12 protein-coding genes are annotated in these 13734 nt (G+C 62.7%); 5 read left to right on the top strand and 7 right to left on the bottom strand.

The window, feature by feature from the left end:
• Nucleotides 1–122 precede the first annotated feature (122 nt).
• Complete coding sequence (gene dnaG, locus NKI24_RS08850; protein ID WP_352450719.1) at nucleotides 123–2084, bottom strand: DNA primase; 1962 nt, start codon at nucleotides 2082–2084, stop codon at nucleotides 123–125.
• Nucleotides 2085–2240: 156 nt separating this feature from the next.
• On the bottom strand, nucleotides 2241–2612 hold the full coding sequence (locus NKI24_RS08845) for an RcnB family protein (RefSeq protein WP_352450718.1): 372 nt from the start codon (nucleotides 2610–2612) through the stop codon (nucleotides 2241–2243).
• A 378-nt stretch (nucleotides 2613–2990) separates the two neighbouring features.
• Here NKI24_RS08845 and NKI24_RS08840 point away from each other — a divergent pair, with 378 nt between their 5' ends.
• The 3 genes from NKI24_RS08840 to NKI24_RS08830 all read left to right on the top strand — a co-directional run bounded on the left by NKI24_RS08840 (nucleotide 2991) and on the right by NKI24_RS08830 (nucleotide 6307).
• Nucleotides 2991–4655: a Na/Pi cotransporter family protein gene (locus NKI24_RS08840; RefSeq protein ID WP_352450717.1), complete on the top strand. Its 1665-nt coding sequence runs from the start codon at nucleotides 2991–2993 to the stop codon at nucleotides 4653–4655.
• A 132-nt stretch (nucleotides 4656–4787) separates the two neighbouring features.
• Complete coding sequence (locus tag NKI24_RS08835; protein ID WP_023678301.1) at nucleotides 4788–4997, top strand: DUF2061 domain-containing protein; 210 nt, start codon at nucleotides 4788–4790, stop codon at nucleotides 4995–4997.
• A 128-nt stretch (nucleotides 4998–5125) separates the two neighbouring features.
• Nucleotides 5126–6307: an MFS transporter gene (locus tag NKI24_RS08830; protein WP_352744543.1), complete on the top strand. Its 1182-nt coding sequence runs from the start codon at nucleotides 5126–5128 to the stop codon at nucleotides 6305–6307.
• Nucleotides 6308–6309: 2 nt separating this feature from the next.
• Here the strand turns inward: NKI24_RS08830 and NKI24_RS08825 are convergent, their stop codons facing one another.
• Complete coding sequence (locus tag NKI24_RS08825; protein WP_352744541.1) at nucleotides 6310–6867, bottom strand: GNAT family N-acetyltransferase; 558 nt, start codon at nucleotides 6865–6867, stop codon at nucleotides 6310–6312.
• 56 nt (nucleotides 6868–6923) lie between these two features.
• On the bottom strand, nucleotides 6924–7373 hold the full coding sequence (locus NKI24_RS08820) for a GatB/YqeY domain-containing protein (RefSeq protein ID WP_023678304.1): 450 nt from the start codon (nucleotides 7371–7373) through the stop codon (nucleotides 6924–6926).
• A 319-nt stretch (nucleotides 7374–7692) separates the two neighbouring features.
• Between NKI24_RS08820 and carA the strand changes: the two genes are divergently transcribed.
• Complete coding sequence (carA, locus tag NKI24_RS08815) at nucleotides 7693–8910, top strand: glutamine-hydrolyzing carbamoyl-phosphate synthase small subunit (RefSeq protein ID WP_352744538.1); 1218 nt, start codon at nucleotides 7693–7695, stop codon at nucleotides 8908–8910.
• A 55-nt stretch (nucleotides 8911–8965) separates the two neighbouring features.
• Here carA and NKI24_RS08810 read toward each other — a convergent pair whose 3' ends face one another.
• From NKI24_RS08810 to mntR, 3 genes are all read right to left on the bottom strand, one after another.
• The gene (locus tag NKI24_RS08810) at nucleotides 8966–10234 is read right to left on the bottom strand and encodes a TCR/Tet family MFS transporter (RefSeq protein WP_352744536.1); all 1269 of its coding nucleotides are present in this window, start codon (nucleotides 10232–10234) and stop codon (nucleotides 8966–8968) included.
• 150 nt (nucleotides 10235–10384) lie between these two features.
• On the bottom strand, nucleotides 10385–11302 hold the full coding sequence (ypfJ, locus tag NKI24_RS08805; RefSeq protein ID WP_352450712.1) for a KPN_02809 family neutral zinc metallopeptidase: 918 nt from the start codon (nucleotides 11300–11302) through the stop codon (nucleotides 10385–10387).
• Between the two features lie 221 nt (nucleotides 11303–11523).
• Nucleotides 11524–11979 carry a manganese-binding transcriptional regulator MntR gene (mntR, locus tag NKI24_RS08800; protein ID WP_023678308.1) on the bottom strand — a complete coding sequence of 152 codons (456 nt, stop codon included), beginning with the start codon at nucleotides 11977–11979 and terminating at the stop codon, nucleotides 11524–11526.
• A gap of 235 nt (nucleotides 11980–12214) precedes the next feature.
• Here mntR and NKI24_RS08795 point away from each other — a divergent pair, with 235 nt between their 5' ends.
• A complete protein-coding gene (locus NKI24_RS08795) occupies nucleotides 12215–13582 on the top strand; it encodes an Nramp family divalent metal transporter (RefSeq protein ID WP_352683793.1) in 1368 nt (455 codons plus the stop codon).
• Nucleotides 13583–13734 lie beyond the last annotated feature (152 nt).

Genomic DNA, 13734 nt, shown 5'->3' with positions numbered 1-13734 from the left:
GGTCAAGCGCCTCTCGCATGATTCGCATGAAAAAAGCGAATCAATTACCCGACTTAGAGCACCGCACGCTTGATTCAACGCGCAAGCACGTCCTTACATTTCAGTCTTCTGGAGGCTTCGATCTAAACGCGCCCAGCTCTGCCCGACGATACGCCAAACCCTTCGATCAGCGCTTCCGTTGCCTGCACATCGCGAAATTGCGCCTGGATTTCGACCAGGTGCCGGTAATTTTCGTCCGTGGGATCGCTGGCGAGCGCTGCTTCCGCCTGCTTCAGCTCCTTATGTAAGGTGCGCGCGCTGCGCTGCAAGTGGAGAGCTTGGCTGAACGCATCGCGAGCATCGTCGAGTGCTGCCGTTTCCAGCGCCGGCCATTGCCGCGCACGTTTGATCAGCGCCACCGCGCGCTGCCAGATCTCACCGCAGCCGGCCCGCTCGATCGTCGCGATTACAGCCTCGCGGTTGTTGGCCATATCGTGCGCCATGGCGTCGAGGATGGCCGCATGCAGCCGCTTCAGATCGGAATTGGCGAGATCGAGGAACTCGACATGGGCGAAATTCTCGTCGATCAGCACGGGATGGTTGACGAGGGCCGCAATGATCGTCGCCTCGCGCACCGACATGCCCTCGCCGCCGCGTTTGACCAGCGCCGAGCGGCCGAGGCTTTCGGTGATCGCGGTGCGCCCACCGGCATTGCCGCCACGTGCAAACTGTCCGCCGGGTGCTGAGACCCTGCCCGGGAAGCGCTCACCTGGCCGTCCGTCCTGACGTCCCTGGCGTCCGCGCTGGGCACCGAAGAAGCTCTGCACGCGCTCGCGCATTTCCTGTTGGTAGTGATAGCGAAGGCTCTCGTCGCGGATGCGGCTGGTCAGTTCGCGTAGCGTCTTTTCGAGCTCCGCCCGCCGTTCCGGCGTGTCGAAGATGCCGCCGGCGGTCTCGCGCATCCACAAGAGGTCGGCCAGCGGCCGTGCCTCGGAAAGCACGGCGCGGAACGCATCCGGCCCGTCACCCTTGACCAGATCGTCGGGATCCTTGCCCTCCGGCAGCAGGGCGAAGCGCACGGAGCGGCCTGCCTGGACCGCCGGCAGCGCCATGTCGGCGGCGCGCCACGCTGCCTTCAACCCGGCCTGGTCGCCGTCGAAGCACAGCACCGGCTCGCCAGCCATGCGCCATAGAAGTTCGAGCTGGTTTTCAGTCAACGCGGTGCCGAGCGGCGCCACCACGTTTTCGAAGCCGGCCTGCGCCAGCGCGATCACATCCATGTAGCCTTCGACGGCAATGACGGTGCCGGCCTTGGCCAGCGTCCCCTTTCCCAGTGCTTGCCGCGCACGGGCGAAATTGTAGAGCACGTTGCCCTTGTGGAAGAGCTCCGTATCGGGCGAGTTCATATATTTGGCCAGCGCATCCGGCGCCAGTGCCCGCCCTCCGAAGGCGATGATCTTGCCCCTGGAATCCGGGATCGGGAACATGACGCGGTCGCGGAACCAATCGTAGGAAACCGGGACGTCGTCGCCATGGCGCACCAGCCCGCACGCCTCGATGTCGGCCTTGGGGACACCCCTGGCGGCAAGATGCTCCTTCAGCGCATTGCGGCTGTCGGGGGCATAGCCGAGGCGGAAAGACTGCTGCGTCGCCGGTGTCAGCCCTCGGTCGCGCAGATAGGCGCGGGCCTTTGCCCCTTCCGGTCCCTGCAGCCGTTCCTGGAAGAACGCCGTCGCCATCTCCATGACGTCAGTCAGGCTGGCGCGTTCCTTTTCGCGCCGCTCCTCCTGGGCATCGCGAACCGGCATCGGCACGCCGGCCATGTCGGCGATCTTCTCGACCGCTTCAGGAAAGCTCATCCCGTCAAGTTCGGTCAGGAACTTGAAATGGTCGCCCGAAACCGAGCAGCCGAAGCAATGGTAGCGGCCCTTCTTGTCCTCGCAGTGGAAGGACGGGCTCTTCTCGCCATGGAAGGGACAGCACGCCCAATAGTCGCCGCGCGGCGCGTTAGTCTTCTTCCTGTCCCACGCGACGCGCTGGCCGATCACCGAAGAAATCGGCACGCGGTCGCGGATCTCGTCGAGGAAAGCAGGCGGAAAGCGCATGGGGGACAGCTCGTTTAGCCTCCATATAATCACACGGTCGAAGCCCGACGACTCCTAATGGCGATCATACCCGGTTTTCACAGGCCAAAAAGAGAAGGCGGCCCGCGGGCCGCCTTCTCGATCTAAACCGACGCAGCGCGGTCAGCCGTTCCGGGCTCACTGCGCGGCGATGGCGCCGAAGATCAGGCCGGAGAGAACGCTGACCAGCAGATAGTCGTTGCCGACCCGGATCCATTCCTGCCCGGGACCCGGACGGCGCAGGCCATAGTGGCGATAGTCGCGGATCGGCTGGTGACGCTTCCAGCTGGAATATCTCTGGCCGTTGCGCCAATGGCTGCGCTTCACGACGATCTTTTTCTTCACTACGACGCGCTTGTTCACGTCGACATGCCTGCCGGGCCTTTGCCAGTCGACCTGGCTGTAGTTCGACTGCGACGCGTTTGGTGTGTTCAGAGGTGCAGTCTGGCCCTGCCAGGTGGTTGCAGCCAGCATCGAGAAGGCAATGGCGGAAAGAACGATACGTTTCATGGCGGGTACTCCTTGGTTGTCGATGCCTACGGAATAGAGCCGGGAGGATGAACCGAAACTGAACACCGAGATTACGTTTTCGTAATGATTTCCTACGTTTAGAACGACTAATTCAGCGTTACCTTTAAAGCGGGCGTCCGGGAATGGACGCATGACCCGCCGCAACTCCGCAGTCTATGCAACCATTTTGTCAGCCATCCATTTCCGACACGCTCCGTCGCGTGCCAACAGGCGTCGGAACCGGGCAAAATTTATTATTCGGCTAAAATAAATCGGAGTAATATCAACGTCTGCAATGTCCACGATTCGCGCCCACTTTTGCACCCTTGACGTCACGGCGCCCGCGTCGCTGGCATCTGTTGGGTTGCGGGGTCGGGCATGAGTGGCTCTGTCGTTTTGCTGCACCTTGCCGGTGCGGTCGCATTGATGCTGTTTGCCACCCGTTTGGTGAAGACCGGCGTCGAGCGCGCCTATGGCGATGTGCTGCGCCACAAACTGCGCGCCACAATGCGCAATCCGTTCATGGCGGTTCTGGCCGGCTGCGGCCTGGCTGTCGCGCTGCAAAGCTCGACCGCCGTCACCTTGCTGGTCGGCTCATTCGCCGGCTCCGGTATTGTCAGCGGCATGTCGGGCCAGCTTGCGGTGCGCGGCGCCGAGATCGGCTCGGCACTGGTGGTCAAGCTGCTCACCTTCGATCTGTCGCTGCTGGTGCCGATCTGCTTGGTCGCCGGCACCGTCATGTTCATGGCCACCGAGCGGCGCGACTGGCGCCAGTTCGGCCGCATCCTGGTCGGCATCGGCCTGCTGCTTCTGTCGCTGGAGATGATCGGCCAGGCGTCGGAGCCACTGCGCCAGAGCACGCTGATGCCGCTCATCGTCGATTACTTCTCCGGCGATCCGGTCACCGCCTATCTTCTGGCGGCGTTGGTCACCTGGCTGTTCCATTCCTCGATCGCCGCGGTGCTGCTGATGGTGACGCTGGCCGGCCGCGGCTTCATCCCGCCCGAACTCGGCATCGTGCTGGTGCTCGGTGTCAATCTCGGCTCTTCGATCATCGCGCCGCTTCTAACCCGCAACGCAGAGCCCGGCGTTCGTATCGTGCCGATCGGCAATCTCCTGATGCGCGGCATGGGTTCGCTGATCATGCTGATCCTGTTCCTGACGTTCAAGCCGCCGGTCGCCTTCTTGGGCAGCACGGTGCCCGAGCAGATCGTCAATGCCCACATTGTCTTCAACATCCTGATCCTGATCGCCGGCCTACCGCTGGCGAGCCTGGTCTATCGCGCCTCGGAAAGGATCGTGGCGTTGGGCACCAAGCCCCAGGCCGCCAACGCGCTCGACGTCGTCGAGCTTTCGGCGCTCAACGAAAGTGCGCTTGATGTGCCGAGCCAGGCAATGGCCAACGCCACCCGCGAGGTGGTGCGGGTCTGCGAAACGGTCGAGATCATGCTGAAACGGATCATCGAGCTCTATGAGAGCGCCGATGACGACAAGATCGGCGCGCTGGCCGCACTCGACGACCGTGTCGACAGGAAGCACGCTGCGATCAAGCTCTATCTGGCCAGGGTCACCAAGAACCCGTTGAGCGAGGACGAGGCGCTGCGTTGCCAGGAGCTGATCGGCGCCTGCGTCAAGCTGGAGCAGGTCGGCGACATCATCGTGCGCAATATGCTGGTCCACGTGAAGAAGAAATTCGAGCGTGGGCTGGAGTTCACGCCGGAAGGCTGGCGCGAGCTTTGCGCCTTCCATGCCTTGGTGCTTGCCAATGCCAGGCTTGCCTTCAACGTGCTGGTGTCCCGCGATCCGGAGACCGCTCGCCAGTTGGTGCTGGAAAAGGACCGGCTGCGCGACCGCGAGAAGGAAACCAGCCAGAGCCATTTCGTGCGGCTGCGCGACGGCACCCCCAAGAGCGTCGAGACCAGTTCGATCCATCTCGACACCATTCGCGACCTCAAGCAGATCAACTCGCTGCTCGCCTCGATGGCCTATCCCGTACTTGAAGAGCGCGGCCTGCTCACCGGTTCGCGGCTGAAGGCCGGATAGATTGCAACCACAGGCCGGGTAGCTTCAGAACATCGCCTAGAAAATTGCTGTTGGCCAATGCGCAAAAAATTATCTTTGCGCCACCTCCTGTCTGTCGGCTAAAGATCGCCGCATCTACCGGAAGGAAAGTCGATGGACACCCATTCCCGCAGCTTCGCCAAAGCGCTTTCCTGGCGCGTCACCGGCACCATCGACACGATGATCATTTCGCTCGTCGTGACCGGAAGCATCAAGCTCGCCGCGGCCATCGGCCTGACCGAGGTCGTCACCAAGTCGCTGCTCTACTATCTTCACGAGCGAGCGTGGCTGAAAATTCCTTATGGAAGGAAGGCAGCCGCCTAGCTCTTGCCTCCGCGGCGGGCGCCTGACCGGCGATCAAGAAAAGCTAAAGCGGCGTCGACAATTTCTGGATTGCCCACTGCCCTCATCCGTGGTTTGAGGCGACCTTATCCGAGGATCGCCTTTCCGCCATGCTCCCCCTCATTGCCCTGTTCATTGCCGCCTTTGCCTTCGGCACCACCGAATTCGTCATCGCCGGCGTGCTGCCGCAGGTGGCGGAGGGCCTTGGCGTCGCGATCCCGACCGCCGGCTATCTCGTTTCCGGCTATGCCGGCGGCATTGCAGTCGGCGGCCCGCTGCTGGCGCTCGCCACCAAAAGGTTCTCCCGCAAGGCCCTGCTGCTTGGACTGACTGCAGCCTTCACCATCGGCCAGGCCGCCTGCGCGCTGACGCCCGACTTCGCTTCGATGCTGCTGTTGCGGATAGCGGTGGCCGTGGCGCATGGCGCCTATTTCGGCGTTGCCATGGTGGTGGCCGTCGGCCTCGTGCGCGAAGACCAGCGCGGCATGGCGGTGGCGCTGATCCTGTCCGGCCTCACCGTATCGAACGTAATCGGCGTTCCGGCCGGCACGGCAATCGGCAACATCTGGGGATGGCGTGCGACATTCTGGGTGATGTGCGCGCTCGGTGTGGTGGCCTTCACGGCAATCGGCGCCCTGCTGCCGCGCAAGACGGGATCGTCGAGCCCGTCGGCGAGCCTTGGAAGCGAGGTCCGCGTGCTCGCACGCCAGCAGGTCTGGACCTCGCTCATTATTATGCTGATGCTGATGATCGGCCAGTTCGGCCTGTTCACCTACATCACGCCGACGCTGCTTGAGGTCACAGGCCTCGACGAGAAATGGATACCTTGGGTGCTCCTGCTCAATGGGGTCGGCGCAACGATCGGCGTCTTCGTCGGCGGGCGGCTCGCCGACTGGAAGCTGATGCCGTCGCTCATCGCCATGCTTTTCCTGCAGGCGGCAATGCTCGCCTTGATCTACGCTGTCACCCCTTACCCGCTGCCGATGGTGATAGCGATCTTCGTCTGGGGCGGCCTCAACTTTGCCATCGGCACGCCGATCCAGACCCGCATCCTGACCTGGACCGCGGACGCCTCCAACCTTGCCTCGTCGCTCATCCCGTCGGGCTTCAATGTCGGCATCGCGCTCGCCGCATCGCTCGGCGCGGCGATGCTCAATGCCGGCTATGGCTATCGCAGCCTGCCGGTGGTTGGCGCGATCGCCATGCTGGTCGCGGTCGCGGTTGCGCTTGCCTCGCATGTCTGGGAATGGCGAAGCCGGGCTGCGCCGCCGCTGCCGGCTGCCGCCGAATAGGGCTACAGATCGATCCGGTAGCGCAGGCTTTCCGCGCCGCCATAGGCGGCGTCCTCGAAGAAACGCCCGACGAGCCGGCCGCCATTGGCCAGAACGACCATCTGCGAGGGCACATTGTGAGGCTTGCAGGTGATTTCGACGAAGGGCAGGCCAACCGCCCTCGCCTCCACCAGCATCAGCCGCAGCGCCTCGGTCGCATAGCCGCGTCCCCGTTTCCACGGCACCACCGCATAGCCGATGTGGCCGAGCACATGCGACGGCAGCGCCGCGGTGCCGTGCTGCCAGCGCAGGCCGATTGAGCCTGCGACTTCCCCGTCCCAGATCCAGCGCCGGAATCCGGGCAGCCGCGGCACCGTCGAACCGTCGGGCAAGGTGATCGGCGGTCCCTTGCCATCGGAATCGTCGAGATCGCCAAGGAAAGTCGCTGGATCCTTTTCGATAGCCGCAAGCTGCTCGAGCGTCGCGTCGAGCAGCCGCACATTGTCCGGCGACCAGCCGCGCTCGAGGGCCGCCTTGTAGGACGGCAGGTGTTCAAGTGCCGGTTTAACGAGTTCGATCACGGGCGCGAGCTTTTGGCTGCCGGATTGCTGGCGCGACGGCAAGGGCCTTCGGCGGCTTACTGAAGCAGGCTCTTGACGATGCCGCTCGCCTTGGAAAAATCCATCTGACCGGCGTATTTCTCCTTGAGCGCCGCCATCACCTTGCCCATATCCTTGACGCCGCTGGCGCCGGTCTCGGCGATGGCGGAACGGACGGCGCTTTCCGTCTCGGCCTGACCCAGTTGCGTCGGCAGGAAGTCGCGGATGATGGCCATCTCGTCGCGCTCCTGCGCTGCAAGCTCCGGCCGCTTGCCGTCATCGAACGCCTTGGCCGATTCTTCGCGCTGCTTCACCATCTTGGCCAGGATCTGCAGGATTTCGTCGTCGCTGGCCGGCTCCTTGCCGGCGCCGCGATTGGCGATGTCGCGATCATGAATGGCCGCCTGGATCAGCCGCAATGTCGGCAGCCGGCGCTTGTCCTGCGCCTTCATCGCACTCTTCAGGGATTCGGCGATTTTGCCTCGCATGGTGCTTTCTCCTTCGAATGCCGCGGACAATAGTCGTGCCGATAGCTCAAGGCAAACTCGATAGCGTCCGGCAAACCGCTGATATTATTCGACGAAATAAATCTAGGCTCGCGCGGCGCGGCATCATTGACCGCCTTGGCGCCTTCCCCTATGTACTGGGCCTTGCATGAATTGAATTCTAGTGCACGTCGCCCAAAAATGCGTAGCGGTTTTGGGCAACGACAGGCACAAATGAAAACTTAGCGCGCCGAGGCTGTGAGATCGCCGCTTCGCGCCTTTTGTTGCGCCGACTGAGGGCGCAACCTTTAGGAGTGCCGCCATGGCAACGATGACAGCCGCGTCGACCCCCCCTTGGGCCAGCGAGAGGCCGACAGCCCTGCTGGTGCTGGCCGACGGCACTGTCATAGAGGGCCGCGGTCTGGGCGCCACCGGCTCCGCCGTCGCCGAGGTCTGCTTCAACACCGCGCTGACCGGCTACCAGGAGATACTCACCGACCCATCCTATGCCGGCCAGATCGTCACTTTCACCTTTCCGCATATCGGCAATATCGGCACCAATGACGAAGACATCGAGGACCTCAACCCGCTGGCCCGCGCTGGCGCCGTCGGCGCCGTGTTCAAGGCCGATGTCACCAACCCGTCGAATTACCGCGCCGGAACCGGTCTCGACCAGTGGCTGAAGAAGCGCGGCATCGTCGCACTTTCAGGCATCGACACGCGGGCGCTGACCGCGCTGATCCGCGAAAAGGGCATGCCTAATGCCGTCATCGCGCACGCGCCCGACGGTATCTTCGAGGTCGATGACCTCAAGCGGCGCGCCGCCGCATGGTCAGGGCTTATCGGGCTTGATCTCGCCAAGGAGGTGACCTCCGGCCAGTCCTCGGTCTGGCGCGAGACGCCCTGGGTCTGGAACGAGGGCTTTGGCGAACAGGCTGATCCGTCGATGCACGTCGTTGCCGTCGACTACGGCGTCAAGCGCAACATATTGCGCCTGCTGGCCGGCCTCGGCGCCAAGGTCACTGTGGTGCCGGCAAAAACCGGCGCCGAGGAGATCCTGGCGATGCGGCCCGACGGCATTTTTCTATCCAACGGCCCTGGCGATCCGGAAGCCACCGGCGACTACGCCGTTCCGGTCATCCAGGATCTGTTGAAGACCGAAATCCCGCTTTTCGGCATCTGCCTCGGCCACCAGATGCTGGCGCTGGCGCTGGGCGGCAAGACCGCAAAAATGCATCAGGGTCACCACGGCGCCAATCATCCGGTCAAGGACCACACCACCGGCAAGGTCGAGATCGTCTCGATGAACCATGGCTTTGCCGTCGACGCCGACTCATTGCCGAGCGGCGTCGAGGAAACGCATGTCTCGCTGTTCGACGGTTCGAATTGCGGCATTGCGCTCACCGGCAGGCCGGTCTTCTCGGTCCAGCATCATCCCGAAGCCTCGCCCGGCCCGCAGGATTCGCACTATCTGTTTCGCCGCTTCGTCAACTTGATCCGCGAAAAGCGCGGCGAGCCGGCACTGGCCGAGCGTGTTTAGCGCATTGCGTAAAAACGGATTTGACTGACGGCACCGGCCGGGCTCCCGGCGCCGATCAAGCCCCGTCCGTCACCACTTCCTGCGCGTGCATGCGTTTGACTTCCTTCGGCGTCGGCTTGGCCACCCTGGTGACGAAGACGACGAGCGCCAGCGTGAGGAAAATCGCGCCGAGCAGATACGGTGCACCGCCGAAAACCACGGGCGCGTTCGGCCCCGTGAACCAGGAAAAGATCGCCGTATAAAGCAGCGGTGTGATGATCGAGGTGATCGAGAAGATCGAGGTCATCGCGCCCTGGAGTTCGCCCTGGGCGGAAGGTGGCACCTTGGCGGCCGCCAGGCTTCTGAGCGGCGGGTCGGCCAACGCCTCGAGACATCCGACGACGATCACTGCATAGATCATCCAGCCTTGTGACGCGACGGCGTAGCCGAAGGCGCTGAGTGCGGTAAATGCCAGACCGATTACCGCCGTCTTCCACTCGCCAAGCTTAGGGATCACGCGCGGCAGGACTGTCGCCATGACGATCGCCCCGCACAGGCCGAAAGCGCCGAGCGAGAAGCCGATCTGTTGTTCGCTCCAGCCATAGCGATAACTGGAGACGAACGACCAGACCGCAGGATACATCATGTGCCCCAGCGTCATCAGAAAGAAGACAAGTCCGATCCAGGCGATACCTTCGTAGTTGCGCATCTGGACGAGCGTGCCGACCGGGTTCGCGCGTTTCCACTCGAAGCGGCGACGGTGCTTGTTATCAAGTGTTTCCGGCAACAGAAACAGCGCGATCAGAAAGTTTGCGAAAGCAAGCCCGGCAGCGAAATAGAACGGCACACGCGGCCCGAACGTGCCGAGCAACCCGCCCAGAACCGGCCCTATGACGAAGCCGACGCCGAAAGCAATGCCGAGCAGCCCGAAATTCTTCGCACGATTTTCGTCGGTCGAGATATCGGCAATGAACGCCGACGTCGTGGAATAACTGGCGCCGGAAATGCCGGCCAGCACGCGGCCGATGAACAGCATCGGATAGGACCAGGCGATAGCGCAGATCAGATTGTCGATAGCGAACGTCAGCACCGAGGCGAGCAGAATTGGCCGCCGCCCGAACCGGTCGCTCAACCCGCCCATCACTGGTGCGAAAACGAACTGCATCGCCGCATAGACGAAGAACAGCCAGCCGCCCTCGATAGCCGCCTCACTGATGCCGACGCCGGTCAATTCCCTGAGATAGGCCGGCAGCACCGGCATAATGATGCCGAAGCCGATGATGTCGAGCAGCAGGGTGGTGAAAACAAGCGCAAGGCCCCGCCTGGCGGTTTTGGGGTCTATCATGATGGTATCTCCTCGGGCCGCCCGAGCGAACGGGAACACACCTTATAGGCGAGCACATCGTTGGGAACAATGAGGGAACGGGCAGAGTGTTTTCATCCTGACATCCCCTGACTGCGATCCAGTCTCTCGGATTACGAGAAAACCGTCGGCTCAGATCGGGTTGTTGAACGTGTCGCAGTCCGAAAGCTTGCCGTTCTGGAAGCCTCGCGCGAGCCAGGTCTGCCGCTGCTGCGACGTTCCGTGGTTGAAGCTTTCCGGCACGACGTAGCCCTGCATCTTCTTCTGCAGCGTGTCGTCGCCGATCTGCTTGGCGGCGTTCAGTGCCTCCGCCATGTCGCCCTGCTCCAAAATGCCCTTCTGGCCGGTGAAATGTGCCCAAATGCCGGCAAAGCAGTCGGCCTGGAGCTCGACCTGCACCGACATGTGGTTGGCGTCCGCTTCGCCCATGCTCTGCCGCATCTGGTTGAATTTGGGCAGGATGCCGACCAGGTTCTGCACGTGATGGCCGACCTCATGCGCAATCACATAGGCCTGTGCGAAATCGCCTGAGGCACCGAACTGCTGATCGAGTTGCTGGAAGAAGGTGGTGTCGAGATAGACCTTGCGATCGTTGGGACAGTAGAATGGTCCGGCCGCTGACGAGGCAGAACCGCAGGCGGAGCGAATCTGGCCGCTGAACAGGACCAGTTTTGGATCTTGATAGGTCAGGCCCTCGGACTGGAAAATACCAGTCCAGGTATCCTCGGTCTCGGCCAGCACGGTCGACACGAACTGCTTCATCTCGTCGGATGCCGGCGCACCGGTGCCGCCGCCTTGCTCGCCGCTATTGTCAGTGATCTGGCCGCCGCCGGGCTGCAAGCCGCTGTTATCGAGGATCTGACTCGGGTCGAAGCCGAAATACCACCCTGCCAGGAAAATCAACCCTACGATGATAATGCCCGACATGCCGCCGCCGCCGGCGCGACCGCCGATCGGGATGCGAAACTGCCCCGGCCCGCCGCCAAGCCCGCCGCTCTGGCCGCGCTCGTCCTCGACATTGTCACTCTGACGACGGCCCTTCCAGAGCATGGCAACCCCCGTGATGCAATTTTCGGGCCGATCGGGCCGTGTCCCGGTTCGATCGGACACGACAACAATTATCTCAACGGTTACGCCAAGTCACAGTATTTTTCGTGCGAACAAAATGCTTGCTGAGGCTTGCCTGCTCTGGCCGAGACATCGCAAGGTCTGTGCCGTTCACCGTGCTCGTGGGAAGCGAGTCGCGCGAAGAGATACGCTGGCCGTGCTTTTCAGCGGGCGGCGATTATTGCCTTGCGAAAGGCTTCGAGCGTCTCGGCGCTGACGTGATGCTCGATGCCCTCGGCGTCGATGCGCGCCGTCTCGGCGCTGACCCCGAGCGAGCGCAGGAAGGCCTCGACCGTCTGGTGGCGAATGCGGCTCTCTTCCGCAACCTTGCGGCCGGCATCGGTCAGGAACACGCCGCGATAAGGCTTCCGGGAGACCAGCCCGTCGGCGCACAGCCGCGTCAGCATTTTCGCCACCGTCGGCTGAGCGACGCCGAGCCGTGCCGCGATATCGACCTGGCGCGCCTCGTTGCCATCCTCGATTAGGTCGGCGATGAGCTCGACATAATCCTCGACCAGCGCGCTGCGGCGCGCTTCACGCGTCTGCCTGAAGCCTTCCGAGTGGATTTCTGCGTCAGGCAGCGGCTTTTCGCGAGGAACCGGTCTTTTCTTCAGCGCCAATACGCGCTCCTCCCGGCAGTTTGAATCGACATTGCGGTCATAACACGGAACCCTATTGGTTCTGGCCGTTTATTTCCATTCGGTGGCCGGCGCAACCGGCGTTCACTGCCGTTCCGGCCGCACGGCCAAGCGGCCACAAGAAAAGCTCAGACAATGAAATATAGCATATTGCATAATGTTCAGCCGTGGCATAGATAAGGAGACAACATCGATCGTCCCAGTGGAAAGCCATTTCATGTCGGAAGCCGAAGCCACCTCAGCCCCCCGGTCCATGTGGCGATTTGCCCGCCCGGAGGACGACGAGCAGCCCAGCCTTCGCGAAGTCAACGCAACGATCACGGTGCCGCACTCGGGGATCTGGCTTCGCCGGCTGTTCGCCTTCATGGGGCCGGGCTACATGGTTTCGGTCGGCTATATGGATCCGGGCAATTGGGCGACCGACCTCGCCGGCGGGGCCCAATTCGGCTACACACTGCTTTTCATCATCATGTTGTCGAACCTGATGGCGATCCTGCTGCAGGCACTCGCCGCCCGGCTCGGCATCGCCACCGGCCGCGACCTTGCGCAGGCGTGCCGCGCCTATTATCCGCGACCGGTCAATTTCATGCTTTGGGTCGCTTGCGAACTGGCCATCATCGCCTGCGACCTGGCCGAGGTCATTGGCACGGCGATCGCCTTGCAACTGCTGTTCGGCATTCCGCTGATCGGCGGCGCCATCATCACCGCGCTTGATGCCTTCCTGCTGCTGTTGCTGATGAACAAGGGCTTCCGTTTCCTCGAGGCCTTCATCATAGCGCTTTTGATTATCATCTTCGGCTGCTTCGCCATTCAGATCTTTGCCGCCGCCCCGCCGGTCGGCTCCATCCTGCACGCGATGTTCGTGCCGTCGTCCGAGATCGTCACCAATCCGGCCATGCTCTACATCGCCATCGGCATCATCGGCGCCACGGTGATGCCGCACAATCTCTATCTGCATTCCTCGATCGTGCAGACCCGCGCCTATGAGCGCACCGATCGCGGTAAGCGCGACGCCATCAAATGGGCGACGACCGACTCGACCATCGCGCTGATACTGGCGTTGTTCGTCAATGCTTCCATCCTGATCGTGTCGGCGGTGGCGTTCCACGGCACCGGTCATCATGACGTTGCCGAGATCGGCCAGGCCTTCGAGCTTTTGTCGCCGCTGCTTGGCCTCGGCATCGCTTCCATCCTGTTTGCCGTAGCGCTGCTCGCCTCCGGCCTGAACTCGACGGTGACGGCGACGCTCGCCGGCCAGATCGTGATGGAAGGGTTCTTGCGGCTGCGCATCCCGCAATGGGCGCGCCGCCTGCTGACGCGCGGCATCGCCATCATCCCGGTGGTGGTGGTCACCGCGCTCTATGGCGAGAAGGGAACCGGCCAGTTGCTGGTCTTCAGCCAGGTAATCCTGTCGATGCAGCTCCCCTTCGCTGTCGTACCGCTGGTGCAGTTCGTCTCGGACAAGCGCAAGATGGGCAATTTCGCCATTTCCCGCGCTGTTGCCGTGCTGGCCTGGGTGGTCGCCGGGCTCATCCTGGTGCTCAACTTCAAGCTGCTCTACGATACGGTCGTCGGTCTGGGCTGAGCGTTTCTCTTCTCCAAGCCGACGCAACCAGGTCGGCAGTCATCCGCCCTTCCAACCCTGGAAATTTGCCGGCCGCTGTCGGATAAATGTCCGTTCGCCCGTCCTTGGCTCGAACTCCGGCCATGACGGCACGGATCAGGGAAAGGGAGCTC

It is taken from the genome of Mesorhizobium sp. M0701 (genome assembly GCF_040320365.1).
In the GTDB taxonomy this organism is placed as follows: Bacteria; Pseudomonadota; Alphaproteobacteria; order Rhizobiales; family Rhizobiaceae; genus Mesorhizobium.
The sequence above is the reverse complement of the archived record's forward strand: the minus strand, read 5'-3'. Positions and strand labels throughout refer to the sequence as shown.